The 24,616-nt window shown below is 44.7% G+C and carries 26 protein-coding genes; 20 read left to right on the forward strand and 6 right to left on the reverse strand.

The features are described from left to right. Nucleotides 1-3: 3 nt before the first annotated feature. From R7Z49_RS19325 to R7Z49_RS19335, 3 genes are all read left to right on the forward strand, one after another. Nucleotides 4-498 (forward strand): cyclin-dependent kinase inhibitor 3 family protein, encoded by a 495-nt coding sequence (locus tag R7Z49_RS19325; protein WP_053307418.1) that lies wholly within the window; start codon nucleotides 4-6, stop codon nucleotides 496-498. Between the two features lie 254 nt (nucleotides 499-752). Beyond that, nucleotides 753-1,970: an organoarsenical effux MFS transporter ArsJ gene (arsJ, locus tag R7Z49_RS19330; RefSeq protein WP_054575539.1), complete on the forward strand. Its 1,218-nt coding sequence runs from the start codon at nucleotides 753-755 to the stop codon at nucleotides 1,968-1,970. A 283-nt stretch (nucleotides 1,971-2,253) separates the two neighbouring features. Next, the gene (locus R7Z49_RS19335; protein ID WP_132937315.1) at nucleotides 2,254-3,267 is read left to right on the forward strand and encodes an acyltransferase; all 1,014 of its coding nucleotides are present in this window, start codon (nucleotides 2,254-2,256) and stop codon (nucleotides 3,265-3,267) included. On the opposite strand, the gene R7Z49_RS19340 is transcribed toward R7Z49_RS19335, so the two are convergent. Next, the gene (locus R7Z49_RS19340) at nucleotides 3,264-3,593 is read right to left on the reverse strand and encodes a DUF2500 domain-containing protein (protein WP_005378719.1); all 330 of its coding nucleotides are present in this window, start codon (nucleotides 3,591-3,593) and stop codon (nucleotides 3,264-3,266) included. The genes R7Z49_RS19335 and R7Z49_RS19340 overlap by 4 nt on opposite strands. 328 nt (nucleotides 3,594-3,921) lie before the next feature. On the opposite strand from R7Z49_RS19340, the gene R7Z49_RS19345 reads away from it, so the two are divergent. From R7Z49_RS19345 to R7Z49_RS19360, 4 genes are all read left to right on the forward strand, one after another. Further along, a complete protein-coding gene (locus R7Z49_RS19345) occupies nucleotides 3,922-4,290 on the forward strand; it encodes a hypothetical protein (RefSeq protein ID WP_005378717.1) in 369 nt (122 codons plus the stop codon). 1,081 nt (nucleotides 4,291-5,371) lie between these two features. Next, nucleotides 5,372-5,992, forward strand: a complete 621-nt coding sequence (locus R7Z49_RS19350) for a lysoplasmalogenase (protein WP_005389670.1) — start codon at nucleotides 5,372-5,374, stop codon at nucleotides 5,990-5,992. 69 nt (nucleotides 5,993-6,061) lie between these two features. After that, on the forward strand, nucleotides 6,062-6,283 hold the full coding sequence (locus tag R7Z49_RS19355; RefSeq protein ID WP_005378711.1) for a YecH family metal-binding protein: 222 nt from the start codon (nucleotides 6,062-6,064) through the stop codon (nucleotides 6,281-6,283). A gap of 106 nt (nucleotides 6,284-6,389) precedes the next feature. After that, entirely contained in the window at nucleotides 6,390-6,974 is a 585-nt protein-coding gene (locus R7Z49_RS19360; RefSeq protein ID WP_005389671.1) for a YhgN family NAAT transporter, read from the forward strand. Between the two features lie 56 nt (nucleotides 6,975-7,030). On the opposite strand, the gene R7Z49_RS19365 is transcribed toward R7Z49_RS19360, so the two are convergent. Next, nucleotides 7,031-7,297, reverse strand: a complete 267-nt coding sequence (locus R7Z49_RS19365; protein WP_005378704.1) for a DUF1145 domain-containing protein — start codon at nucleotides 7,295-7,297, stop codon at nucleotides 7,031-7,033. 25 nt (nucleotides 7,298-7,322) lie between these two features. Continuing rightward, nucleotides 7,323-7,922, reverse strand: a complete 600-nt coding sequence (gene rsmD, locus R7Z49_RS19370) for a 16S rRNA (guanine(966)-N(2))-methyltransferase RsmD (RefSeq protein ID WP_005378702.1) — start codon at nucleotides 7,920-7,922, stop codon at nucleotides 7,323-7,325. Between the two features lie 230 nt (nucleotides 7,923-8,152). Between rsmD and ftsY the strand changes: the two genes are divergently transcribed. From ftsY to glpG, 6 genes are all read left to right on the forward strand, one after another. Continuing rightward, nucleotides 8,153-9,361 carry a signal recognition particle-docking protein FtsY gene (gene ftsY / locus R7Z49_RS19375; protein ID WP_065645992.1) on the forward strand — a complete coding sequence of 403 codons (1,209 nt, stop codon included), beginning with the start codon at nucleotides 8,153-8,155 and terminating at the stop codon, nucleotides 9,359-9,361. Nucleotides 9,362-9,383: 22 nt separating this feature from the next. Continuing rightward, entirely contained in the window at nucleotides 9,384-10,058 is a 675-nt protein-coding gene (gene ftsE / locus R7Z49_RS19380; protein WP_005378697.1) for a cell division ATP-binding protein FtsE, read from the forward strand. Further along, nucleotides 10,048-11,016, forward strand: coding sequence for a permease-like cell division protein FtsX (gene ftsX, locus R7Z49_RS19385; RefSeq protein ID WP_005378695.1), 969 nt, complete (start codon nucleotides 10,048-10,050; stop codon nucleotides 11,014-11,016). Before ftsE ends, ftsX begins: the two co-directional genes overlap by 11 nt. A gap of 187 nt (nucleotides 11,017-11,203) precedes the next feature. Next, nucleotides 11,204-12,061, forward strand: a complete 858-nt coding sequence (gene rpoH, locus R7Z49_RS19390) for an RNA polymerase sigma factor RpoH (RefSeq protein ID WP_005378693.1) — start codon at nucleotides 11,204-11,206, stop codon at nucleotides 12,059-12,061. Between the two features lie 493 nt (nucleotides 12,062-12,554). Continuing rightward, the gene (gene glpE, locus R7Z49_RS19395) at nucleotides 12,555-12,875 is read left to right on the forward strand and encodes a thiosulfate sulfurtransferase GlpE (RefSeq protein ID WP_005378691.1); all 321 of its coding nucleotides are present in this window, start codon (nucleotides 12,555-12,557) and stop codon (nucleotides 12,873-12,875) included. Beyond that, nucleotides 12,875-13,717 carry a rhomboid family intramembrane serine protease GlpG gene (gene glpG / locus R7Z49_RS19400; protein WP_017636076.1) on the forward strand — a complete coding sequence of 281 codons (843 nt, stop codon included), beginning with the start codon at nucleotides 12,875-12,877 and terminating at the stop codon, nucleotides 13,715-13,717. Before glpE ends, glpG begins: the two co-directional genes overlap by 1 nt. Before the next feature lie 62 nt (nucleotides 13,718-13,779). Here glpG and R7Z49_RS19405 read toward each other — a convergent pair whose 3' ends face one another. After that, complete coding sequence (locus R7Z49_RS19405; protein WP_005378687.1) at nucleotides 13,780-14,190, reverse strand: flagellar basal body-associated protein FliL; 411 nt, start codon at nucleotides 14,188-14,190, stop codon at nucleotides 13,780-13,782. A 161-nt stretch (nucleotides 14,191-14,351) separates the two neighbouring features. Here R7Z49_RS19405 and R7Z49_RS19410 point away from each other — a divergent pair, with 161 nt between their 5' ends. Together R7Z49_RS19410 and ubiA are read left to right on the forward strand one after the other, a co-directional pair. After that, on the forward strand, nucleotides 14,352-14,891 hold the full coding sequence (locus tag R7Z49_RS19410) for a chorismate lyase (RefSeq protein WP_005378686.1): 540 nt from the start codon (nucleotides 14,352-14,354) through the stop codon (nucleotides 14,889-14,891). Continuing rightward, nucleotides 14,892-15,746 (forward strand): 4-hydroxybenzoate octaprenyltransferase, encoded by an 855-nt coding sequence (gene ubiA, locus R7Z49_RS19415; RefSeq protein ID WP_005378684.1) that lies wholly within the window; start codon nucleotides 14,892-14,894, stop codon nucleotides 15,744-15,746. Nucleotides 15,747-15,810: 64 nt separating this feature from the next. On the opposite strand, the gene plsB is transcribed toward ubiA, so the two are convergent. Continuing rightward, complete coding sequence (gene plsB / locus R7Z49_RS19420) at nucleotides 15,811-18,237, reverse strand: glycerol-3-phosphate 1-O-acyltransferase PlsB (RefSeq protein ID WP_104979835.1); 2,427 nt, start codon at nucleotides 18,235-18,237, stop codon at nucleotides 15,811-15,813. A gap of 368 nt (nucleotides 18,238-18,605) precedes the next feature. Between plsB and lexA the strand changes: the two genes are divergently transcribed. The 3 genes from lexA (at nucleotide 18,606) to dinF (ending at nucleotide 21,610) form a co-directional block, all read left to right on the forward strand. Further along, complete coding sequence (gene lexA, locus R7Z49_RS19425; protein ID WP_005378682.1) at nucleotides 18,606-19,226, forward strand: transcriptional repressor LexA; 621 nt, start codon at nucleotides 18,606-18,608, stop codon at nucleotides 19,224-19,226. 184 nt (nucleotides 19,227-19,410) lie between these two features. Continuing rightward, entirely contained in the window at nucleotides 19,411-20,205 is a 795-nt protein-coding gene (locus R7Z49_RS19430; RefSeq protein ID WP_025768172.1) for a class I SAM-dependent methyltransferase, read from the forward strand. Between the two features lie 55 nt (nucleotides 20,206-20,260). After that, the gene (gene dinF, locus R7Z49_RS19435; protein ID WP_186584595.1) at nucleotides 20,261-21,610 is read left to right on the forward strand and encodes an MATE family efflux transporter DinF; all 1,350 of its coding nucleotides are present in this window, start codon (nucleotides 20,261-20,263) and stop codon (nucleotides 21,608-21,610) included. Between the two features lie 57 nt (nucleotides 21,611-21,667). Here the strand turns inward: dinF and sthA are convergent, their stop codons facing one another. Further along, on the reverse strand, nucleotides 21,668-23,098 hold the full coding sequence (gene sthA, locus R7Z49_RS19440; protein ID WP_186584596.1) for a Si-specific NAD(P)(+) transhydrogenase: 1,431 nt from the start codon (nucleotides 23,096-23,098) through the stop codon (nucleotides 21,668-21,670). A 263-nt stretch (nucleotides 23,099-23,361) separates the two neighbouring features. Between sthA and fabR the strand changes: the two genes are divergently transcribed. Together fabR and R7Z49_RS19450 are read left to right on the forward strand one after the other, a co-directional pair. Further along, complete coding sequence (gene fabR / locus R7Z49_RS19445; protein WP_005378632.1) at nucleotides 23,362-24,003, forward strand: HTH-type transcriptional repressor FabR; 642 nt, start codon at nucleotides 23,362-23,364, stop codon at nucleotides 24,001-24,003. Next, entirely contained in the window at nucleotides 24,003-24,368 is a 366-nt protein-coding gene (locus R7Z49_RS19450; protein WP_186584597.1) for a YijD family membrane protein, read from the forward strand. Before fabR ends, R7Z49_RS19450 begins: the two co-directional genes overlap by 1 nt. Nucleotides 24,369-24,616 lie beyond the last annotated feature (248 nt).

Raw genomic sequence — 24,616 nt, forward strand, 5'->3', positions numbered from 1 at the left:
ACAATGTCTCATCCTACATGGCAATTAGATTTGGACTCCGGTGCTTTAATCTTAACACCGTGCCCAGGAACGAAAGGTGTCGATTTGCATGCGTCGTTAGAACAGTTGAAAGAGCAGGGTGTTCAAGCGGTCGTTACTGCATTAGATGATAGTGAATTAGCTGCGAAGAATGTCTCTGCATTGGGTGAAGCCACTCAGCAACTGGGTATGAAATGGTTCCAGATCGAGATTGAAGACGACTGCGCACCAAATGAAGAATTTGCGACGAAGTGGCAACAAGCCAGTCCGGAACTGCACGAGATTCTTGCTCAAGGTGGCAAAATTGCGATGCATTGTATGGGTGGTTCGGGGCGCACAGGTTTGTTCGCTGCTCACCTACTCCTAGAAAAGGAATGGCAGTTAGAAGATATCGTGCGAGAAGTGCAGGCATTGCGCCCTGGTGCATTTACAAAACCTGTGCAAGTTGAGTACATCGAACGCGTGGCTCAAGACGCTTGATCAGCTTAAATAGCTTTTGGTTCATTATGATCCAAAAGCTAAATTCGAGCTTCTTCAGGATACGACTGTTTACAAAAAAAGCCATTAATATTAACTAATGCATTGTTTTTAAGGTGTATTTTGCTTTTTATTGATGTTGGGGCATTTTTTAAAAATCACAGCAACATTATATTGGTCAATGTTGCTGTACAGGTTAGAAAGTATTTAGAACATGATGATCTAAATGCTTCTATCGCTGTACATATGAGGTCAATATGATTTCTCAATTAAGCAAAAGTATTCGTCAGTACATGTTAGTGACGTTTAACTATTGGAACTTTACGGTGACCGATGGCGCACTGCGTATGCTGGTGGTGCTCTATTTTCATGACTTAGGTTATTCCACGTTAGCTATTGCCTCACTGTTTCTTTTCTATGAATTTTTTGGTGTGGTGACAAACCTGGTTGGTGGTTGGTTGGGCGCAAGGTTAGGCCTAAATAAAACCATGAACATTGGTTTAGCGATGCAAGTGTTTGCGTTGCTGATGCTCGCAGTACCAAATGCATGGCTGACCATTCCTTGGGTGATGGCAGCGCAAGCTCTGTCGGGGATTGCCAAAGATCTGAACAAAATGAGTGCTAAGAGCGCGATTAAAACGCTAGTACCAGACGAGCAGCAAGGTGCGCTCTACAAATGGGTAGCGATTTTAACTGGCTCGAAGAATGCACTCAAAGGAGCGGGCTTTTTTGTTGGCGGCTTGCTGCTGTCTTGGGTGGGTTTTCAAAACTCGATGTTTATTATGGCGGGTGTACTTACATTAGTGTTTGTTTGCAGCATGATCTGGCTAGAAGCGGACATGGGTAAAGCAAAGAGTAAACCTAAGTTTCGCCAAATATTCTCCAAGTCTGAATCGATAAACATTTTATCCGCAGCTCGCATGTTCTTATTCGGTGCTCGTGATGTGTGGTTTGTCGTTGCTCTGCCTATTTATCTTGGTAGCGTGTTTGGCTGGGATCACTTGTGGGTTGGTAGCTTTCTCGCTGCGTGGGTCATTGCTTATGGGTTTGTGCAAGGCATTGCGCCGCGTATTACTGGCAAAGCGCAAGGTCGTGTGCCTGATGGTAGTGCAGCATTGGTGTGGGCAGGAGTCCTAGCGTTAATTACGGCTGGTATTGCTTATGGTGTGCAAATCGGTTGGCAGCCTGAATTGGTGATTGTGGTAGGTTTGATGATTTTTGGCGCTGTGTTTGCCATTAACTCTTCGCTGCACTCGTACTTGATAGTGAGCTACGCTAAAGGCGATGGCGTCTCGTTGGATGTCGGTTTTTATTACATGGCCAATGCGATGGGACGTTTGATTGGCACGGTATTATCGGGTTGGATCTACCAAGAGGCTGGTCTTGCGGCGTGCTTATGGGTTTCTTTTGCTTTCTTGGCACTGACGACGCTGATTTCAATTAAGTTGCCAAAAGCTGATGTTGCTACTGCGTAACTATCCCCAGTATCGCTATCTGTAGATGGTATAAATGGCTCCAAATCGGAGCCATTTTTGTTTCTTATGCGCCGTTTGGTGTAATCAGATTGTGTCGGTTTGGCATGGAGAGTGAATACTGATGCTTGGTTTTTGGTTCTCGTTAAGTGATTAGAGTGGTGATGAAATCCCCGTTGTAGGTCATTGTTGAGTTAAAAATAAGCAAAAACAGATTGTTAACTATTTCACTGGTTGAGATTTACCCTATGCTATAAACGATAAGCGACTCAAAGTAGGGAAAGGTATGAGAGAAAGGGTTCTGTTTTTTGATTTATTGCGCTGCTTCGCAGCGGTAGCAGTGATCGCCATTCACGTCTTGGCACCGTATCGAAATGAGTTAGGAGTGATTCCATTTGACCAATGGCTGACAGCGGTAGGCGTGAATAGCGTAACCCGCTGGGCAGTGCCAGTTTTTATTTTGATCACCGGAGCGCTAATGCTCAGTGACACTCGACCATTTGACGGTAAGTATTATATCAAAAGGCGTTTGGGCAAAGTTTTAGTTCCATTTCTTATTTGGTCGATGTTTTATGCATACCTTTCAGGCTGGACTTCTCAAGGCTTTGATTTTGAAACCGTAAAAGAGGTATTAAGCAATAGCCCATTCCAAGCAACGTATTACCATCTCGGCTTTTTCTATTACTTTATACCACTGTATTTTGTGATTCCGCTGTTTCAATGGATGGTACGCAACGTGGATGACAACGTCTTGTATACCTATCTCGCATTTTGGCTTTTCACCAGCACTCTGTTCTTGTTCAAGATTGATGGCCCTTGGAGTAATCAGATGTGGCTTTATATGGGTTACCTTCCACTGGGGTATGTTTTATTTCAAAAGGTACCTTTGAATCGCTCTATGGTGACCTTATTTGTTGGGCTAGGACTCGTGGCGTTGGCAGTGACCTTTACGATGGTTGTGACAAATAGCTTAGAGGCGGAGAAGTATACGGTTGGGCGCTGGCTCTCTTATAAAACACTGAATGTGATTCTAGCGGCTTCGATGATTTTTATGATCGGGCGTTACTTTGGTGAAGGCTTATCACCAAAAGTACAAAAAGTGGTCAGTGTGATCAGTCAGCACAGCTTGGGGATTTACTTACTTCACCCTATTTTCTTATGGCCGATGAAAGAGTTCGGTTGGTACACAGGACATCCTGCTTGGGTGATTCCAGTCTGGATCGTTCTAAGTGGATCTGGAGCCTTGGCGATGAGCTATCTCTTTTCTCGTTCTGCCAAGACTCGTTGGTTACTGCCTTAACGTTTGATAGCGAAGTGAAGGAACTTGTTGCCGCGATAGGTCAGTGTTCCCTTATCTCCAGGGTTGAGTGCATGGTAGTAATGTACTCCAATTTGGAATTCACGCTTTGGACCGATAGAACCACGTTGAACGTAAATCCAATACTCTTGATCGTCTTGACCTGGTGGTGCGTTTGGTATGTCTATCGCTTGTTTATCTAAAACCGTTACCTGCGCGCTTTGCTCTGGAGCGTCTTCGCCCACATAGTGCTTACTATAAAAACGGAAAAACACCCACGCGCCCAAGGCAATAAGGGCGAATAGGGCGAAAATAAGTGAGATTGGCATATTAACCTCCAATGTTTTATCGGGTCCCATTCTACAGAACTCGCTGACGAAACGATGAGTTGAGGTAACTTATTCATAATCTAATGAAAGGGACATGAATTTTATTCGGCGCACTTCACGGTTTATCTCAATGGGGACGCGATGAAATTGTTGCTTCATCTGTAAGCTACGTCACTAAAGCTGAACTAAGCAGCTTTCACTTGTCTGGCTATATGAGCTCAAGGGCACAAATTGAAAGTAAAATTGCACTTAACGGCTCGAAAAAGCTCTAAATTTATAGAAGAATAAAAATAATGAACATAGGAAGGGTCTGGTAAGGAGGGTTACGATGTCAGATATTGAAAAAGTAGTCATGCGTACCCGAACGATCGAAAAACTTTTGCGTACTCAGTACCATGCAGAAGGGAAAGGGTTGCACCAACTTATTAATAGTTGTGAAGAACGTTTACCGCATGACGTGATAGCAAAGCTTCGATTCATCGCAACCGTGCGTAACAAAGTGGTGCACGAAGACGATTACAAGCTGGATGATCGTAAAGGCTTTATGGCGGCATGTGATGCTTGTGAAAAAGAGCTGACACCAAGAAGCTCTCGCTTTATTTGGCGTACAGCAATTTTGCTAATGACGTTGATTACGCTGGCCGCTCTTGGTTTCTACTATATGCACTGGGATATTTTGTCTAAGCACATTCAGTAGAGCTATACAGATAAATAAAAAAGGACGCATTTGCGTCCTTTTTTATTTTAAATCATTGGGTTAGTACATCATTGGCAGTGTCATTAAACCCACAACCACTGCAATCATAACCAGCCCTTGTTTTTGAGAAGATGAAATCATAACACTACCCCTTAATCTTTGATGAACTCGATGAATTTAATATAGCACTGTTTTTGGGGTTTGATCAACATATGCTCGTTAATCTTTTCAAAAACCACACTTAACTTGTCTGGTTTTACGTGATTCTGACTAATGAAACTATGTTTTTTGTGCTGTATTTAAAGTGTTCACATTGTTTTATTTCTATCCTTTTTTGTTTTAAGTGTATGATTTTATAATGTTAAATGGTTTGTGATGTTGGCTTTGTAATTGTTTTTTGTTTCGAGTGGTATGTTGGGTGTTTATTTTGTCTGTATTTCTCAAAAATTGAGAAAATTAAAAAATGTGCTATGAGGTTGCATCGTCAAATCGAAAGCATGGAGTGAGATTTTCTTACCTTATGAGAAAATATGGGCTTCAAAAGTGTTTAGTGATTCTATGGTTTATGAAGTCCGCACTTTTATCTGTTATTGAAATTATGGTTTTATTTATCATTGACTTACTTTTCTTGTCTGATGTTTTTTTTACTGAATTAAGGTCGGTTTTCTTAGTTTTTACCCCTAGTCATCAGTGGTTTCTCCTCTCTTAGAGCGCTACTAAGACTATTTTCTATTTTGTGTCTGTTATTTATTCTTGTTGCCTGCATTACATACATCCTGGTGGTTTAATCGTCAGTTTGTGAAATGGCGGCTTACCTGGAGCACTTATCTGTTTTTCAGTTAAATAGTTTTAGAAAGCGTTGGTTATTGTGTCGTGTGATTTGATGGGTTCGGCTGATGAGCAAAGCTTGGCCCCAATGTTTAGTGGCATCATTCAGGCTCATCGGCTTTATTATTACGTAGGCTGAGGGTTACAAAATGTTTCGAATCGCTAGCGAGATCCAACTTTCGTAGATTGTGTCTTTACATCAAAACTGGTCTACCTAGACTAGCGGCGAGTTTAAGTAAAAGGTGTATACTGCATGTGGAGTTGGCTGGCGATAGGGCTATCAGGTGTGTATTCCGTGTTGGGAGCAAAGCAAGCTAACCCGACACAATCCCTCGTGTTTAAAATCTTTACTCTGCTACTTCTTCTTGTGTTGGTGTTAACTCAAGGTGCATCCGCAACATATACCTACTGGATTGCGGGTGGGCTTATTGTGTCTATGGTGGCAGATACGCTGCACTCGTTTAAAACTCGTAAGCTAATCTATTTTACGGCTTATCTGGTTGCCCAGGTATGCTACAGCAAGTCATTTTGGGTGCAGCTTAATGGTGAGATTGTCTGGTGGCTGTTGGCCCTGTTGCTTGCAGCGAGTATCGTGGCGTTCTTTTTGTTGCTACCTCAACTCGACTCTCTAGTATTCCCTGTTGTGATCATGGGGATGATGCTGGTTCAACTTGCTTGGGCAGCCGGTGAAGTTTGGTTACAAGTGCCGAGTTACGCCAATGCTATCGGCTTTAGCGGAACCTTAGTTCTCATCTATTCGGCGCTGGCATACGCGATACACGGTTATCGAAAACCGATGAAACACGCCTATTTGTGGGTGAGTGGCAGTTACTTTTTTGCTCATGCCCTCATTGTTGCCTCAATCATTTACTAATTTAAGTCAAAGCAGCTCTTGAGGATTTCAGTAAACTGAACGCATTGTTCTTAATAACTGGAGTCAATAATGAGTGAAATCCATGCTCACGAGCTGCTAAACCTACTTAGAGAAACACCAATGGATCGCGAAGCCCTCACACAGCACTTTGGTGCTAGCGTTCGCTTTCACACCTGTAAACTGAATGATCTAGACTTAGATGCATTACTAGCATTTTTGCTCAAGCGCGACAAAATTCGTGAGCTTGAAGGTAAGTTTGTGGTCAATATGGCGCGAGTTTGCAATCACTAAACGGCGGCTAAGATCGAGGGTGACTATGGTGTTTTCGCCCTCAGTCATATACTCATGTTGTCAGTTTGCTATACACTGGCCGCCATTTTTGAGGTGAGGCCAGAATATGGACATTCTTTCTGCAGCGACCATGCTGTTTCTAATCATGGACCCTCTCGGTAACTTGCCGATTGTGTTGTCTATTCTCAAACATATCGATCCCAAGCGTCGTCGTAAGGTATTGATTCGTGAACTACTGTTTGCCTTACTGATTTTGATGTTGTTTCTGTTTGCAGGACAAAGCATCTTAAGTTTTTTGCATGTCCAGCCAGAAACGCTCAGCATTTCAGGTGGCATTATTCTCTTCATTATTGCGATTAAGATGATTTTCCCGAGTGCTGGCAGCATCACTGGACTGGCAGCAGGCGAGGAGCCCTTTATTGTTCCGATGGCCATTCCTATGATCGCGGGCCCTTCAGTGATTGCAGCCTTGCTTTTACTGTCTTCGCAACATCCAGAGAAAATGTTGGAAATGTCAGCATCAGTCGTAATTGCGTGGGGCGCAACATTTTTTATACTGATGTTTTATGGCTTCTTTAATCGCTTGTTGGGTGAACGTGGCTTGAAGGCGGTAGAACGCTTAATGGGCTTGTTACTGGTGATGATCTCCACTCAAATGTTCTTGGATGGTGTAAAAAGTTACATTGGGTGACGAACGAAACGCAGAAAAAAGCCGCTCACAAGAGCGGCTTTTTCGTATCTTAGCGATTACATCATGTGTTTACGACGAATATCGAGTAGGGCAAAAATACCAAAAATCAGGATTGAATATTTTTCCCAACTGCTCATTTTTATTTTGTCGCCAAATGCACCAATGAAGATGGCCATTTGTAAACCGTGCATGATGAACAAAAAAGCGGTCATGATGTAAAGCGCAATCGCGGCATTGCCGGGAAAGGGCATAAAAATATTTAGGATTAATACTAACCAAACAAAGGCGATAGCCGCTTTGGCCAGCATAATTAGTGCTTTCATTTAAGTATCCTTTTAAATCGAGGCGTTATGCGGAGGTACGTTCGTAAAGACGATAGCTCACTTGGCCTGCTGTTTTTTCTCGATGTAATTGCCAGTTTTCTGGTAAGTCGGCAATATTGAGTTCTTTTTCTGTTTCAATATAAATCATCGCATCTTCCGCGAGCCAGCCATTTTGTTCTAGCAGAGCCACGGTCTCATCCAATAGACCTTTGCGAAACGGTGGGTCAATAAACACCACATGGTGAGCAGAACCCGGTTGCTTCAAAAAACTCAGTGCGTCGGTATTTACCACTTGGATGTTGTTCGCGTTAAGAGAGGCAACATTCTTTTGTAACTGTTGGAAAGCTTGTGGGTTTAGCTCAACCATGGTCACTTGCTCTGCTTGGCGCGAAGCTGACTCAAATCCCAAGCCGCCAGAGCCAGCAAACAAGTCGAGACATTTTGCCTGTGGTACATCTTGAGCTAACCAGTTAAACAGCGTTTCTTTGACGCGATCTGTCGTGGGGCGTAAGCCTTCAGCATCGTGTACAGGAAGTTTTCTGCCTCTCCATAAGCCACTAATAATGCGAACAAAGCCCGTTGTTGGCTTTTTTTGTGATGAGTTTTGCTGGCGACGTCTTACCATAGATTTTTTGACCGCTAATAAAGTGATACTATATCTAATCGCCCAAGCAATAAGCTTGGAGCTTGGATACAGCCCAGAATATTCAAGATGACAGAGTGTAACACTAATAAGATTAGAATTACCTAATCGGAAAGTTTTCAGAACTTTGTCATTAGCCTTTTTTAGACAGATAATAATCTTGTCAAAAAAGAGTCATTAATAGATAAAAGAACAATCTAGGATAGCCCCAGATGACGGAAAAAAAGAAGCGCGGATTACTTTCGTGGCTAGGTTTTGGTGACGAAGAACAAAGCCCAAAACCAAAAACTGAAGAAACAGTAAAAGAAGAAGCAGTGGAAGCGCCTTCTGAAGAGCAGCAAACCGAAGCGGTTGCTGAGCAAGCGGAAGCAACGCCAGAACTTGAAGAAGAAGAGAAACAATCAGAGGCTGCCCCAGCAGAAGCAGAAGCAGAAGCAGAAGCAGAGGAGCCAGAAGTCGTATCGGCCGCGCCTCGTGTTCAAGAACAAGAAAAGCCAACAGAAAGCTTTTTTGCTCGTCTTAAACGCAGCCTAAGCCGAACAAAAGCAAATATTGGTGCTGGCTTCTTCGGTCTGTTCAGCGGTAAGAAAATCGATGAAGACTTATTTGAAGAGCTAGAAGAGCAACTGCTTATTGCTGATGTGGGCATGAATACCACAACAAAAATTATCAACAACCTGACAGAAAAAGCCACACGTGGCGATCTGAAAGACGGCGAAGCCCTTTATGGTTTGTTGAAAGAAGAAATGGCTGAGATTCTTTCTAAAGTCGAACAGCCACTAGAAATCGATAGCAACAAAACGCCTTACGTCATCTTGATGGTGGGTGTAAATGGCGTGGGTAAAACCACGACCATCGGTAAGCTTGCCAAGCAGTTCCAAACTCAAGGCAAAAAAGTGATGCTTGCAGCGGGAGATACTTTCCGTGCCGCAGCGGTTGAGCAGCTACAAGTGTGGGGTGAACGTAATAATGTTCCTGTGATTGCTCAACATACTGGCGCAGACAGTGCCTCTGTTATCTATGATGCGATTGAAGCGGCAAAAGCACGTGGTGTGGATGTGGTGATTGCTGATACAGCAGGTCGTCTACAGAACAAAGCGAACCTAATGGAAGAGCTGCGTAAGATTGTACGTGTGATGAAGAAAATTGATGACTCTGCACCACATGAGATCATGCTAACGCTTGACGCAGGTACAGGACAAAATGCCATTAGCCAAGCGAAACTTTTCAGTGATGTTGCCCCTCTAACCGGGATTACTTTGACTAAGCTGGATGGTACAGCCAAGGGCGGCGTAATTTTCGCTATCGCTGATCAGTTCGGTATTCCAATTCGTTACATTGGTGTGGGTGAAGGTATCGAAGACTTGCGTCCATTTGAAACTCAAGAGTTTATTGACGCACTGTTTAGTCGTGAAGAATAAAAAGAGTTAGAGGAAATCAACGGTGATCAAATTTCAGCAAGTAAGCAAAGCTTACCGAGGTGGTCGACAAGCACTGCAAAAAGTCGATTTTCACCTGAGGCGCGGTGAAATGGCGTTTTTAGGCGGACATTCCGGGGCTGGTAAAAGTACCTTGCTGAAATTGATCTGCGCGATAGAGCGACCAACCGATGGCAAAATCCATTTTAATGGCCACGACATCACGCGTATTCCAGGCAAAGACATCCCTTTTTTGCGCCGCAATATTGGGATTGTTTTTCAAGATCATCGCCTATTGATGGATCGCAGTGTGTACGACAATGTCGCTCTGCCAATGCGTATCGAATCGATTTCTGAAAACGAAATCAAACGCCGTGTTTCTGCGGCGTTAGATAAAACGGGCTTACTCGATAAAGCTCGTTGTCTACCTAGTCAACTTTCTGGTGGTGAGCAACAGCGCGTCGGTATTGCCCGTGCTGTGGTTAATCGACCAACGTTGCTGGTGGCTGATGAGCCTACGGGTAACCTTGACCCAGAATTATCCAACCGTGTGTTGCGTCTATTCGAAGAATTTAACCGTGCGGGCGTGACAATCTTACTTGCCACGCACGATGTGGGGTTAGTAAACACTCGCCCACAGTATCGTCATTTTGAATTGAACCAAGGCTTCCTAAGTGAGGTAGAAGACTATGGCAGGTAACAAGCACTCCCAAAAGAAGGGGAAAGGCCGCAGTGCCAAGCGTGCGAATACCGATGGTTTTTTCTCTGTCCACGCAAAACAAGCTAAATCCTCTTTTAGCGCCTTATGGCAACGACCACTAGGCAACATTCTGACCCTAGCGGTCATCTCCATGGCACTTGCCATGCCAGCTTGTTTGTATCTATTGGGGAAAAACGTTGCAGGGGCAGCGGAAGATGTCGCTTCTCCTTCACAAGTTAGTGCTTACTTAGTTGAAGGCATGCCGGATGCGCGAGTGATGGTTCTCAAAGATCAAATTGAAACTTGGCCTTTGGTAAAAGAGGTAGAATATATTTCACCGCAACAAGGTCTATCTGATTTAAGCCAATATGCAGGGTTCGACCAAGCTATCAGTCTTTTAAGTGGCTATGCGCTTCCTGGTGTGTTGGTGATTACGCCAGATTCGGAGCTAAAAAGTGATATTCAGTCATTAGCCAAAGACGTTCGAGAGCAACAAGATGTGACCGACGTGAGACTTGACGAAGACTGGCTGGCGCGTCTTGATGCAATCAAAACTCTCGCGAGTATTATTGTCATTACCCTGACAGTGCTGATGCTCGGTGCGGTATTTTTAATCGTTGGCAATACATTGCGATTTAATGTGCTGGCGAATAAAGAAGAGATTCAAACCATGAAACTGATCGGTGCGACGGACAGTTTCATTCTGCGCCCTTACTTGTACACAGGTATGTGGTTTGGCGTGTTAGGTGCCACTATTGCGTGGTTGGTAACGGCTTTAGTGACCATTGTCATGAATAGTGCGGTGGAAGACCTTGCTGCGTTGTACGATAGCCAGTTCCGCCTGATTGGTCTAAGTTGGGATGAATCTTTGTTACTAATCATCATTGGGAGTCTTTTGGGATGTATTGCGGCGCGCTTTTCTGCGCAACGACATTTAAAAGAAATTGAACCAGTTTAAGTGATGGCGGTCTTATTACTTGGATTTTATTAGCACTAGCTAATTTTGAACCCTTGCTTAGACCAAATGTTTATGGATAATTGCTTCCCCTTCTTGAAACTTGTTCATTTTGAGTTCAAGATATCGAAGCTAAATTGCAATGTAATGCTCCAGATCAGAGATTGATCAGAGATTGATGAGGAATTGAATGACAAAAGAAGCGTATCCGATGGCTCTAGTCACGCAAGATAGCCTTGATAGCTATATTCGCTCAGTAAACAGCTACCCAATGCTGACTGCAGACGAAGAGCGTGAGCTGGCAGAACGATTACACTATAAAGGTGAGATTGAGGCTGCAAAAGGTCTAATTCTTTCGCACCTACGATTCGTTGTTCACGTTGCTCGTGGTTACTCTGGCTACGGTTTGCCAATGGCGGATCTTGTGCAAGAGGGTAACATCGGTCTAATGAAAGCCGTTAAGCGTTTTAACCCAGAAGTAGGGGTTCGCTTGGTTTCTTTCGCTGTCCACTGGATCAAAGCAGAGATCCACGAATACGTGCTACGTAACTGGCGTATCGTGAAAATTGCGACCACTAAAGCGCAACGTAAATTGTTCTTCAACCTGCGTAAGTCGAAAAAGCGCTTGGGTTGGTTTAACAACGGTGAAGTGGAAACCGTTGCGCGCGAGTTAGGTGTTGAGCCTTCTGAAGTTCGCGAGATGGAATCACGCTTAGCGGCGGTGGATTCAACCTTTGATATGCCAACTGATGAAGACGACAGTTCAAACGCTTACACAGCGCCGATGCTATACCTAGAAGACAAATCGTCTGATGTGGCCGACAACATTGAAGCCGCCAACTGGGAAATGCATACCAACAATCGCTTGGGTCATGCATTAGCGAGTTTGGATGAGCGTAGTCAGCGCATCGTGCGTTCTCGTTGGTTAGATGATGAGAAAGCAACATTGCAAGACTTAGCTGATGAGTTCGGTGTTTCCGCCGAGCGTATTCGCCAGCTAGAAAAAAATGCAATGAAGAAACTAAAATTGGCCGTGGGTGAATTTTAATTTCCACTGCTAATTGAAAGTAAGATTTTCATAGAAAGCCGAGATCATGTGATCTCGGCTTTTTTATTGTCGATCGAAAATCGATAGCGTTTGCGATCCGGATTTTATGTGCTACCTGTGTATAACTCTGTGAAGTAATTATTTATCAACTGTTCGAAACCCGGACAAAATAAGGGATTCAAGCACTTTTCCATCTGGGGATAGTTATAGATATACACACAGTTAGATCAGGATCATCACTACATATTGTGGATCAAAAGATCCAAATACACTTTATCAACGCAATTCACAGCTTTATCCACAAATGGTTGGAATGTGTACACTTTTGGAAAACCTGATTATCCATGTGTCTAAGTTTGCCGTTGGATAGGTTACAATAGCGGCAGTATACCCAAGCAGCTTCAAATATGGATTTTATGCTGTACCACGGGTGCTGATTAGTACGTTAGGTTCGAGGTTGCTTGGGTATATTAATAAGACAATGAGAAAGTAAATGGATCAGTTTAAGCATATCGATGTACAAGGTGCGCAAGCGCTGCTCGAGCAGGGTGATGCGAAGCTTGTAGATATCCGTGACCCTCAATCGTTTGCCGTTGCGCATGCGGAGTCTGCGTATCATTTAACTAACGATACGATCGTTGCGTTTATGGATGAAGTGGAGTTCGAACAACCTATTCTGGTGATGTGTTACCACGGCATTAGTAGCCAAGGTGCGGCGCAATATTTAGTTAACCAAGGCTTTGAACAGGTGTACAGTGTAGATGGTGGCTTTGAAGCCTGGCATCGAGCAGAACTACCGATAGTGAGAAGTTAATGAAGAGATTGGTAACGTTAAATAATCCACGTATGGCGCAAGCCTTTATTGATTATATGGCCTCTCGCCAAATTGACATCGAAATGATGCCTGAAGGGGATGGGCAATTTGCGCTGTGGCTGACTGATAGCCAGCATGAAATAGAAGCGGAAGCCGAACTTAAGCTGTTCCTTGCTAACCCGTCTGATTCAAAATACAGCGCCGCCTCGTGGGACGTTGCCGATACTCGTAAGAGCACATTTCATTATTCCAGCCCGAGTATCATGAGCATGGTCAAAGCGAAAGCTGGCCCCATGACTTTGCTGATCATGACAGTCTGTATCATCATCTACTTGTTACAAATGTTTGGCTTTGGCAATGGCGTGTTTAAGTTGTTGCACTTCCCGGCTTTTGAGGGGCAACAATGGCAAGTGTGGCGATGGCTAAGTCATGCGTTACTGCACTTTTCAGTAACTCACATCGTGTTTAACTTACTATGGTGGTGGCAGTTGGGGGGCGACATCGAACGTCGTCTCGGTTCCGGTAAGCTATTGCAACTCTTTGTGGTGTCGGCAGCGCTTTCAGGGGCAGGCCAGTTCTATGTTGAAGGGGCTAACTTCGGCGGCTTGTCTGGTGTGGTCTATGCACTGCTTGGTTATTTGTGGATATTGGGTTACCGCTTGCCACATTTAGGCCTTACGCTACCCAAGCCAATCATCGTCTTTATGTTGGTATGGTTAGTTCTTGGTTTTGTGCAGCCATTTATGGCGATTGCAAACACCGCTCACTTAGTTGGGCTACTGTCGGGGATGGCGATTGCGCTGTTTGATTCAGGCAAGATGAAATACCAACAGCAAGCCTAAAGCAGATGAAATGAAAAGACCGCTCAAGAGCGGTCTTTTTTATGTTCAAAACGGATTTGGGTTTATTGATAAAGGTATTTTGTAAACAACAAATCGGCAATGATGGTTTTACCTGTTTCAGGCAAAAGCGTTTCGTTGAGGGTCGTCACTAAGGTTTTGCGCAGATCTTCTCGGCCAGACAGGGACTTAATCGTATCTTCTGTTTGCTTACCCAATAATTCAATCACTGCATCGCGAATCAAAGGTTGGTGATGCTCAACAACTGATAAATCTTGTTGACTCATTACCATGATGTCGATGCGCACTTGCACATAACCTAACTTTTTGCCTTTGGTGTAAAAGTTAGTAGTGAGGTCAGGCTCTAGGGTAAAGTATGCCAACTTAGGTCCAGCTTCTTCCGTTTCAGCCCAACTTGGTGCGGCGAATAGTATGGTTAACGCAAAAATAATTTGGGCTATATAACGTTTGTACATATTTCTAACTTTTCTTTCTCTGGATCGCGATATTCGAATCGCTTCAGTCTTGATACAATGGGCCGTCTATAACAAATAACGGAACTTACGGTTACATACATTACTATGGACGGTAAGTTGTTGCTTTATTGTACGCATAAAGCCTCCAATTGAATACTAGTATGAATCAGCCAACATCACTCTATCTTGCTTCTTTATTGGAAGTAGAGTGGCAAAACCCCGAAGAATTCGAATTTCCAAATGAATTTGCCAAGCATTGGCTTGAAGAGCAAGGGTCTTTGTCACGTCGTTTAAAACAGCACTGCCAAGCGTTAACGGTAGAATTGCTACAAAATCAGATCGTCACTGCAGCGACATTAAAACAGGACGAAAGCCAGTTATTGTCCGAACAAGATTGCTTACTGAGAGAGGTAATTTTGTGCGGTGACAATAATAACTGGGTTATTGGGCGGACATTGATTCCTCGTTCAACCTTAGTTGATCAGCAGTATGATTTGGCTCAACAAGGGGATATCCCATTAGGACTAACTGTGTTTAGCGCAGATAACGTTGAGCGGGACTCTTTGCAAATGGGATGGGTAGCCGTACCAGAAGGACGTTTGTTAGCACGACGCTCAAGGTTGTGGATGAATCACAAACCGATGCTAGTCGCCGAGTTATTCTTATCTAATTCACCAGTTTACGCTAAGGAGACAGTGTAAATGTCCGCAGAAAAAGCCAAAGCATATTGGCAACTGATGCGCATGGATCGCCCGATTGGTTCACTGTTACTGATGTGGCCAACGATTTGGGCGCTAATTATCTCAGCCCAAGGGATGCCAAGTTGGGATGTATTCATCGTGTTTGTATTGGGTGTTTTCCTAATGCGTAGTGCGGGGTGCGTGATTAATGATTTTGCAGATCGCAAAGTCGACGGCCATGTAAAGCGTACTAAGCAACGTCCACTGCCATCAGGGAAAGTGACAGCAAAAGAAGCGATTGGATTATTTTTGGTTTTGGGTATCAGCTCGTTTTTGTTAGTGCTGACCATGAACCCGCTGACGATTCAGCTATCCTTCGCTGGCATTGTGTTGGCGTTCATCTATCCATTTATGAAGCGTTACACTCATATTCCACAGCTATTTTTAGGCTTGGCTTTTAGCTGGGCGATTCCAATGGCGTGGGCTGCACAAACTGGGGAATTACCATTAATTGTTTGGTTTTTGTTCCTCATTAATGCTTTGTGGACCATTGCGTACGACACTCAATATGCGATGGTAGACCGAGATGATGATCTAAAGATTGGCATTAAATCGACGGCAATTCTGTTTGGTCGTCATGACAAGCTTATTATTGGTGTGTTGCAACTGATTACACTCGCGATGTTGGTTTGGTTAGGGCAGTTCTACCAATTGGGACAAAGTTACTACTGGACCCTTTTGATTGCAGCGTCGTTGTTTGTTTATCAGCAGCACTTAATTCGTCACCGTGAGCGTGAGTTGTGCTTTAAGGCTTTCCTTAACAACAATTATGTTGGCATGGTGATAGCGATAGGGTTACTGGTCGCATTTTGGTAAGCGAAGAAATAGAAAAAGGCATCCGATTGGATGCCTTTTTTCTTATTGGACGAAGGTAAAACGGTTACGACCGAAGTTGGTGAATACTCTCTTCGATCGTCAGTTTCACTTCTGGATAAAGCAGAGTGAACAGTAGCCGTGCAAATTGCTGCGTTTTCTTCGTGTCACAGTTACCATCGTTATCGAGGTATTTTTGCTGTTTGAGCGTATTGAACATCGCGGTAAACACACCTTTATCGAAGAATTCTGGCGCATTAATACCGTGCAAACGCCCTAGGCGCTGAGCAATATCTTGGCTCTTCTGCTCTAGGTCCGATTTACCCAGCTCAGGGTAAGCAACAAGCAAGTTCATCGCGATAGAGTAGCGTTGCAGCGTTTCAGTTATCGTACGACCTAGCAGAACCAAAGGCTGGTTGTTCGATTGATTGATCTCTAGCTTATCACCATCAAGACTAATCATTTTCTGATCGGCAAATTCATGCAGCGTTTTAACGACCAATTCATCTAACTCGTCTTCCTGGTAACTTAAGAACAGCTCTTTCTTCAAGAATGGGTAGATTTGCGCGACATTCGCTTGAATCTTGGCTACCGAAAGGTTGCGCTGACGAATGAGCATTTGGGCAATTAATGACGGCAGAGCGAACAAGTGAATGATGTTGTTGCGATAGTAAGTCATCAGGATCGATTGGCTACGGTCCAGCGAAATGATGTCACCCATGCTATCGGTTTCAATCACGAACTTATCAAGCGAAATTGCATGATCGACCAACTCCTCAGCACTTTCGGTAGGGATAGTGGAGGTGCTTGAGTACGGATTATTTTTGAGTAGCTTTAAGTAACACTCGATCTGATTGATCAGCGAGTCACGAGAAAGTGCACGTTGACGAGAAGCAAGCAGTGCGGTTGCACACAAGGTCAACGCGTTTGCTGCCGCCGCATCATTGATGTGCGTCATCATCTTATTAGCAAGGTCGTTGACCACAGGATTCATCCATTGTGGTTTGTTACCACCCATGCTGTCGATGTCTTTCGTCCACTCAGGAGCATGCTCGTTCAAGTATTGGTTGAGCTGAATTGGCTCACCGAAGTTCACATAGCCCAAACCAAAGTTACGCAGTTTACGCAGAGTACGCAGTACAAGCCCTGCGTTTTCTTTCTCTTTGCGTTTGCCACGCAGCTCTTTCGCGTAAGTGCCTACTTCCATTACGTGCTCGTAACCGATGTAGACCGGTACTAGTGTTACTGGGCGGTTTAGACCACGTAGCATTGCTTGGATGGTCATAGCCAGCATACCCGTTTTCGCTTGCAGTAAGCGACCTGTACGTGAACGACCACCTTCACTGAAGTACTCGACTGAATAGCCTTTGGCAAACAGCTCAGCTAGATACTCACGGAAAATGGTTGAGTACAGTTTGTTGCCTTTAAAACTACGACGAATAAAGAACGCCCCACCGCGACGGAAAAGAGGACCGGCCGGGAAGAAGTTCAAGTTAATGCCTGCCGCAATGTGCGGAGGCACCATGCCTTCATGGTATAAAACATAAGACAACAGCAGGTAGTCCATGTGACTACGGTGACACGGAACGTACACAATTTCGTGGCCGTCTTGCGCTAAACGACGCACAGTCGAGGCGTTATTGATGTGCAAACCTTGGTATAGTTTTGTCCATAACCAACTCAGGATGCGGTCGCCGTTTTTCACCAGACTGTAGGAGAAGTCGGCGGCGATTTCATCCATGATGTCGTGGGCTTCTTTACGTGCCTTATCAATCGAGATGTTTTTGCTCTTGGCTTCGTCAGCAATCGCCAGTTCAATAGCTGGAGATTTTAGTAAACGAGCAAACAACACTTGGCGTTGTGGCAAGTTTGGGCCTGAAGCAGCCAGTTTCTGGCGTGAGAAGTGGATACGCGCCACGCGAGCCAGTTTGTGCGCAATTGCGCTGTCGGTACCGTGAGAGTCTGCCATATAACGCAGAGATACCACGGGACTAAAGCGAACTAAGCAGTCGCGTCCCGCCGCTATTACTGCTTTGGCTTTTTGCGGACCATTCATCGGTTGAAGGTAAGGTTTTTGGTTCTCTTCTTTACCTGGCTTACGACCCCAAAGCACGGTTGCAGGGATCATTTGAACATCCAACTCACTATCCAGCTTGTGCAGTTCCAGTAAGTCAGTGAACAGAGAAACAGAATCGGTTGGGACATCATTATCGTTGTTCATCACAGTTGGACGCGCAGCGATAAAGACGAAACGGTTCAGCGTTTTGCCATTGATTTCCAGCGGGCTGAGCGGGTCGGGTAGACCAAGGCTCATGGCTTGTTTTTGCAGTGTCAGCAAATCCACGTTCGAGCGGAACGGCAGGGCATATACAATCGGTTTAGTTAGGTCGATGTTCAGATCTTCAATCGGGTTCGACGGGATTGTGGTGCCCTTTACCAGTACCGATAAAGGTAGTTTTAGTAATGAACGTGAAAATGATTGTCCAGAAGACATAAAGTTCACAGCCTCAATAGGTATTCAAACAGGCCTAACCTTATTTCAGTTTCCGCTTTGCATGTCTTCTCTATAAAAAGAGATGAGTAGGGCAATAGAAATAAGCCTAGGCGATAAAATTTAAGCGCTGCAAGGATACCAGAAACTGGTCAAACCTTTTAATTTTATTGGCTGTAAATTAGTCGAACCCCTAAGTTATTGCTTTGACTTGATTAACTGAAAAGTCGGTGTTTTAAACGAATAAAGAATGAACTTAATCGGTAAGCTGAAAGCTCCCCACAAATAAATTAAAAAACAACCAATTGGGTTTTCATTTGAGCATTTACTGGATATACTCACAGTTAACTGTATAAAAAGACAGGTGAGACATGAAGCCGTTAACGCCACGCCAACAACAAGTCTTCGATTTGATTAAAAGTAAAATCGACGACACCGGAATGCCACCAACTCGTGCAGAGATTGCGCGTGAGCTTGGCTTCCGCTCTGCGAATGCCGCAGAGGAACACCTAAAAGCGCTTGCTCGTAAGCAAGCAATTGAAATTATTCCAGGCGCTTCTCGTGGGATTCGTATCCTGCTTGAAGACGCAGCCAATGATGAGCAGGGTTTGCCTTTGATTGGTCAAGTCGCAGCGGGTGAGCCAATCTTGGCTCAAGAGCACGTAGAGGCGCACTACCAAGTCGATCCTGCGATGTTCAAACCGCAAGCGGATTTCTTACTTCGTGTAAATGGCGAGAGTATGAAAGACATCGGGATTATGGATGGCGATCTGCTCGCGGTGCATAAAACCCAAGACGTGAGAGACGGTCAAGTTGTCGTTGCGCGTGTTGATGATGATGTGACTGTGAAGCGTTTGGAGCGCAAAGGTTCAACCATATTACTGCATGCTGAGAATGAAGAGTTTGCCCCAATTCAAGTGGACTTAACGTCTCAGCACCTTACGATAGAAGGCTTAGCCGTTGGTATTATTCGTAATACCGATTGGATGTAAGTGCATTTAAGCAGCCCAGTTCATCTGGGCTGTTTTGTCTTTTCTCTTTTTCTACTTCCTCCAAAAGCTTGCTCATCATCTTGACCTTGTTTGTTTTGACCAATTTATAAGCTTGATAATGTAATTGATATTCATTATCATCTTTATTAATGTCTATGTTTTCTCTCTGGCGCAGGAAATGCCCATGTCTCAGTCTAAACATCAAGTTCCTAACCATTTATTAAAGCCACTGTTATTGCGTAGCCGTGAAAGCATGGTCGACAATGGCTTGGTGTACGATCCGATAGCTGCTAAAGCGTGTTTGAGCTGTAAGATGGCGCCGGACTGTTTGAGTGGTGATATTGCGCAGAAGCAATTGCTGCACGTGACGCTGACTCAGCTTTGTGACCAGCAGGTTAGTCACTTCTTACAGCAGTATCCCGATGCTTGGATAATCAATGTTGGAGCGGGGTTGGATACCCGCTTTTATCGTTTGGATAATGGACGCTGCCATTGGATAGAGCTGGATGTGACGGAAAATTTGGTATGGCGTCAGCGTTTGTTCCACAAAAATGAACGTTATGAACATCGCTGTGGCAGTGTGGATGAAATGTCGTGGCTAGAGACGTTAGCCATTCCAGAGCAAGCACCGGTACTCATTTTATGTGAAATGGCACTGCTCGATTGCACAGAGCGTCAAGTCGCGAAATTTATTCAAACCTTGGGTCGACATTTTGTTTCTGCTGAACTGTGTATGGTGCTGGCAGGAGATTTAACGGAAACCAAGTGGGGGAAAAAGCTTGGCTCTGATCGTTATGCTCATGGCTTTGAAGCGCCTGCAGCACAGATATTGCAATGGTTACCATGGGCACAATGGGCGAAAGCTTTCTCGCCATTCGATAGATTCTGTTCTCGTTGGAAAGCTTGGCAGCGTTGGCTTAATAAGATTCCAATGTTGAAGCATCGCCTCACGCCAGTCCTCGTTCACATCAAGTGGTAATTGGCTAGTCGTTAAGCGCTCAGGTACACTCGTCGATCTTACTGATGAGGTGCCTGTGACAAATTCAATCTTCTCTCCTTTATCTAACCCAAAAGTTCATCGCCAAGTCTTAGCTTTAGCGATACCTATGGTGCTGTCGAATATTACTGTTCCATTGCTCGGTTTGGTCGATGCTGCGGTGATTGGTCATCTAGACCACGCTTGGTATTTGGGCGGTGTTGCGTTGGGCAGCACCATGATCAGCGTGACGTTTTGGCTGCTTGGTTTTTTGCGTATGTCGACTACAGGGTTGGCGGCGCAGTCCTATGGCGGTGAAGACCGAAAGCAACTTGCCTTGGTGTTTATGCAAGGCTCACTCATGGCACTGCTGTTTGCGTTAGTCTTCCTTATTGCCCATAACCCGATTGCTGATTTGATCTTTGGCTGGAGTGACGCCAGCGCAGAGGTAAAACACTACGGCATGCAATATTTCTCTATCCGTGTGTGGAGTGCCCCCGCTGCGCTAATGAACTTTGTGTTGTTGGGGTGGCTGCTCGGGACGCAAAATTCCAAAGCACCAATGTGGATGGTGATCATCACCAACGTGACTAATATTGCCCTCGATTTGTTGTTTGTGATTGGTTTGGGGTGGAAAGTAGAAGGCGCTGCGCTGGCATCGGTGATTGCTGACTACTCAGGCATGGGTTTTGGTCTCATGTGTGTCTGGAAAACCTGGCGAGAGAGGCAATTACCATCACCTCAAAAGTTGCTAACCAGCACTCAACACGGTTTAGGGCGCTTCGTGAAATTGAATCGCGATATTTTCTTGCGCTCTTTGTGTCTGCAAGCGGCTTTTAGCTTTATGACGTTCCAAGGTGCGAGCTTTGGTGATGAGGTTGTCGCTGCAAATGCGGTTCTGATGAGCTTCCTGATGATTATCTCGTATGGCATGGATGGCTTTGCTTACGCAATGGAGGCCATGGTCGGGAAGGCGATTGGTGCCAAAGATAGGCAACAATTGAGTGAATCGCTTGTCGGCACTTTCTTTTGGAGTTTGGTTATTTGTTTAGGACTGACCGCGCTCTTTGGTTTGGCGGGATCGCAGTTGATCGCCATGATCACTTCAATTGAGGCGGTACAACAGCAAGCAGCGGTGTATCTACCTTGGCTGGTGGTGATGCCACTTGCGTCGATGTGGTGCTTTCTATTGGATGGCATTTTTGTCGGTGCAACCAAAGGCAAAGACATGCGCAATAGTATGTTTGTCGCGACCAGCAGTTTCTTCGTTGTCTTTTACTTGTTCGCCGAGTGGGAAAATCACGCGCTGTGGTTTGCAATGACGAGCTTTATGTTGATGCGGGGTATTGGTTTAGGGGTTATCTTTCTCTACCAATGGCACAAGGATACCTTCCTAGCACAATGTTGATATAAAAACAGCAGGTCCAAGCCTGCTGTTTTTCTGTCTGCTATCAAGAAGCATAGATTAGAACAAGCGGTTCAAACCATTCAACGCAGCGACACGATACGCTTCGGCCATTGTTGGATAGTTGAAGGTGGTATTGACGAAATACTCGATGTTATTCGCTGAGCCTTTTTGTTCCATAATGGCTTGACCGATGTGGATAATTTCCGCGGCACGTTCGCCAAAACAGTGAATCCCTAAAATTTCTTTGGTTTCACGATGGAACAATATCTTCAAGCTACCGATGTCTTTTCCTGCGATCTGTGCACGAGCTAGATGCTTGAACGAAGAGCGTCCTACTTCATACGGTACTTTCGCAGCTGTTAGCTCTTGCTCGGTTTTACCCACAGAGCTAATCTCTGGGATGGTGTAGATACCCGTTGGAATATCATCAATCAGATAGTTTTCTGCCTGACCTTTCGTAATGGCTTGTGCGACAAATCGCCCTTGGTCATAAGCGGCGCTTGCAAGGCTAGGGTAACCGATGACATCGCCTACAGCGTAAATGTGTTCGATATCGGTTTGGTAGTTACGGTTTACTTTTAGTTGTCCGCGAGAGTCCGCTTCCAGACCCACTGCACCCAAATTCAACTTATCGGTGTTACCTGTTCGACCATTCGCATACAACAAGCAGTCTGCCTTCATCTTCTTGCCAGATTGTAGGTGAATAATCACGCCATCTTCTGTGCCTTCGATTTTTTCATAGGTCTCATCATTACGAATTACCACACCGCTGTTCCAGAAGTGGTAAGACAGCGCATCTGACACTTCGTTATCCAAAAACTCCAACAAGCGGTCGCGGGTATTGATAAGGTCGGTTTTCACTCCAAGGCCGCGGAAGATAGAAGCGTATTCACAACCGATAACGCCCGCACCGTAAATGATGATATGGCGAGGGTCGTGTTTCAGGCTCAGAATGGAATCACTGTCGTAGATGCGCTCATGCAAGAAATCTACGTCGTTAGGCTGATACGGGCGAGAACCCGTCGCGATGACAAACTTATCCGCAGAATAGATTTCTTCTGTACCGTCGCTTTGCATCACTGCAATTGAGTAGTTATCGATAAATCGCGCGGTTCCGAACAAAAGTGTGCATGAGTTACGGTCATAAAAGCCCTGACGAAGTCGAGTTTGCTTATCAATGACCGATTTAGCATGACCTAAAATGTCAGAAAATGTTGCATGAACGCTGGTGTTGTTTCGACAAAATAGCGGGTTGCTATTAAATTCGATGATGCGGCTAACGGCATGACGCAGTGCTTTAGATGGAATAGTTCCCCAGTGAGTACAACCGCCGCCGACACTGCTTTCTTTCTCGACAATGGCAACATTCAGTCCCGCTTTGGTTAATCCCATTGCAGCCCCTTCTCCGCCAGGGCCACTACCGATTACGATCACGTCATAGTGATTAACATGCGCCATGATGCCTTCCTTGTTATATTTGCTTAACATTGCTTTAGCGCGATTTTAACTCATTTACTCTATTGGTACACGTAATGCCTGTTAGAGAGTGGAAGTGATCACGCAGAATCGACCAAAAGGGTGATTTGGTATGTTGTATGTCTATAAATTGCATCGAGAACATTGCAATTAGATGCATGCCAATAGTAACGTTCTCGGCGCTCAGAGCGAGCGAAGCAACATATCTTTCTCCGTAGGAGCAAATTGCGTTATATTGAGGCTCTTGTACCCTACAGAAAAAGAGCAAGTTAAGAATGAAATCGATGGGAATCCGCGCACAGCAAAAAGAGAAGACACGTCGATCATTGATCGATGCGGCATTTAGTCAGTTAAGTGCGGATCGCAGCTTTTCCAGCCTTAGCTTGCGAGAAGTCGCCCGAGAGGCAGGGATTGCACCGACTTCTTTTTACCGTCACTTCAAAGATATGGATGAGCTAGGCTTAACTATGGTCGATGAAGGCGGTTTGCTACTACGTCAACTGATGCGTCAGGCGCGTCAACGTATTGTGAAAGAAGGTAGCGTAATTCGTACCTCGGTCGAAACCTTTATGGAATTCATTGAAAGTAGTCCGAACGTTTTTCGTTTGTTGTTGCGTGAGCGCTCCGGCACTTCTGCTGAATTTCGTACCGCTGTTGCTCGAGAAATCCAGCATTTTGCGGCAGAATTAACCGAGTATTTAATGAGCACCGGCGTGACCAGAGAAGAGGCGTATACTCAAGCAGAAGCGTCTGTGACTTTGGTTTTCAGTTCGGGAGCTGAAGCTTTAGATTTAGATCGACGTGAGCGCGATGAACTCGCCGAGCGATTGATCATGCAATTGCGAATGATAGCCAAAGGGGCCTATTGGTATCGCAAAGAACGTGAACGTAACCGATTAAAAGGCGGGATAGAATAATGTCGAATGGAAATCAATCTGAAAAGAAAACGCTGATTTTGGCACTGGTTGCAGGTATGTGTGGTGATGCTTTGTTGTCATGGTTGACCATGAGTGAAGTGTCTTTTTCAATCTTCCCATTGATTGCACTCGTACTGGCTGTACAAGCTCTTTACCAAGAGTACCTAAATAATCCGGTATCAGAAGATATCCCATTAGTTGGCTTGGCGTGTTTCTTCGTAGGTGCGTTTGGTCACTCTGCGTTTATTAAAGCGCAATACCCAGAAGCAGGCTCAAACTTCTTTGCGATCATGGTTTCAATGATCTTACTCGCATGGATTGGTAAGAAGCTAGGTTTTGTCAGCAAGAAGACTTCTGCGGAATAAGTAAAACGAATCAAATTAAAAAAAGCGAGCCATTGAGCTCGCTTTTTTTGTCTGAAGCTGGTGGACTAAGCTTTACGTTCCAATAGCACGCCAGCTTCCATGTGGTGGGTAAATCGAACTCTGAATCTTGTAACGTCTTCTAAAATCCAACTTTTCATTTTAATATGTTGTTTTTAATCGGATTTTAATTGTTCCTTGTCCAAGGATGTCTTTAGCCGTACAATGAAAACTCGTCTTTCCCCGTACCC

Source organism: Vibrio sp. 1562 (assembly GCF_033340155.1).
GTDB lineage: Bacteria > Pseudomonadota > Gammaproteobacteria > Enterobacterales > Vibrionaceae > Vibrio > Vibrio alginolyticus.

What these genes read in the sequence shown, in the direction of transcription:
- R7Z49_RS19325 (WP_053307418.1), top strand. Translation starts at nt 4, where the DNA reads ATGTCTCATCCTACATGGCAATTAGATTTGGACTCCGGTGCTTTAATC.
- arsJ (WP_054575539.1), top strand. Translation starts at nt 753, where the DNA reads ATGATTTCTCAATTAAGCAAAAGTATTCGTCAGTACATGTTAGTGACG.
- R7Z49_RS19335 (WP_132937315.1), top strand. Translation starts at nt 2,254, where the DNA reads ATGAGAGAAAGGGTTCTGTTTTTTGATTTATTGCGCTGCTTCGCAGCG.
- R7Z49_RS19340 (WP_005378719.1), bottom strand. Translation starts at nt 3,593, where the DNA reads ATGCCAATCTCACTTATTTTCGCCCTATTCGCCCTTATTGCCTTGGGC.
- R7Z49_RS19345 (WP_005378717.1), top strand. Translation starts at nt 3,922, where the DNA reads ATGTCAGATATTGAAAAAGTAGTCATGCGTACCCGAACGATCGAAAAA.
- R7Z49_RS19350 (WP_005389670.1), top strand. Translation starts at nt 5,372, where the DNA reads ATGTGGAGTTGGCTGGCGATAGGGCTATCAGGTGTGTATTCCGTGTTG.
- R7Z49_RS19355 (WP_005378711.1), top strand. Translation starts at nt 6,062, where the DNA reads ATGAGTGAAATCCATGCTCACGAGCTGCTAAACCTACTTAGAGAAACA.
- R7Z49_RS19360 (WP_005389671.1), top strand. Translation starts at nt 6,390, where the DNA reads ATGGACATTCTTTCTGCAGCGACCATGCTGTTTCTAATCATGGACCCT.
- R7Z49_RS19365 (WP_005378704.1), bottom strand. Translation starts at nt 7,297, where the DNA reads ATGAAAGCACTAATTATGCTGGCCAAAGCGGCTATCGCCTTTGTTTGG.
- rsmD (WP_005378702.1), bottom strand. Translation starts at nt 7,922, where the DNA reads ATGGTAAGACGTCGCCAGCAAAACTCATCACAAAAAAAGCCAACAACG.
- ftsY (WP_065645992.1), top strand. Translation starts at nt 8,153, where the DNA reads ATGACGGAAAAAAAGAAGCGCGGATTACTTTCGTGGCTAGGTTTTGGT.
- ftsX (WP_005378695.1), top strand. Translation starts at nt 10,048, where the DNA reads ATGGCAGGTAACAAGCACTCCCAAAAGAAGGGGAAAGGCCGCAGTGCC.
- rpoH (WP_005378693.1), top strand. Translation starts at nt 11,204, where the DNA reads ATGACAAAAGAAGCGTATCCGATGGCTCTAGTCACGCAAGATAGCCTT.
- glpE (WP_005378691.1), top strand. Translation starts at nt 12,555, where the DNA reads ATGGATCAGTTTAAGCATATCGATGTACAAGGTGCGCAAGCGCTGCTC.
- glpG (WP_017636076.1), top strand. Translation starts at nt 12,875, where the DNA reads ATGAAGAGATTGGTAACGTTAAATAATCCACGTATGGCGCAAGCCTTT.
- R7Z49_RS19405 (WP_005378687.1), bottom strand. Translation starts at nt 14,190, where the DNA reads ATGTACAAACGTTATATAGCCCAAATTATTTTTGCGTTAACCATACTA.
- R7Z49_RS19410 (WP_005378686.1), top strand. Translation starts at nt 14,352, where the DNA reads ATGAATCAGCCAACATCACTCTATCTTGCTTCTTTATTGGAAGTAGAG.
- ubiA (WP_005378684.1), top strand. Translation starts at nt 14,892, where the DNA reads ATGTCCGCAGAAAAAGCCAAAGCATATTGGCAACTGATGCGCATGGAT.
- plsB (WP_104979835.1), bottom strand. Translation starts at nt 18,237, where the DNA reads ATGTCTTCTGGACAATCATTTTCACGTTCATTACTAAAACTACCTTTA.
- lexA (WP_005378682.1), top strand. Translation starts at nt 18,606, where the DNA reads ATGAAGCCGTTAACGCCACGCCAACAACAAGTCTTCGATTTGATTAAA.
- R7Z49_RS19430 (WP_025768172.1), top strand. Translation starts at nt 19,411, where the DNA reads ATGTCTCAGTCTAAACATCAAGTTCCTAACCATTTATTAAAGCCACTG.
- sthA (WP_186584596.1), bottom strand. Translation starts at nt 23,098, where the DNA reads ATGTTAAGCAAATATAACAAGGAAGGCATCATGGCGCATGTTAATCAC.
- fabR (WP_005378632.1), top strand. Translation starts at nt 23,362, where the DNA reads ATGAAATCGATGGGAATCCGCGCACAGCAAAAAGAGAAGACACGTCGA.
- R7Z49_RS19450 (WP_186584597.1), top strand. Translation starts at nt 24,003, where the DNA reads ATGTCGAATGGAAATCAATCTGAAAAGAAAACGCTGATTTTGGCACTG.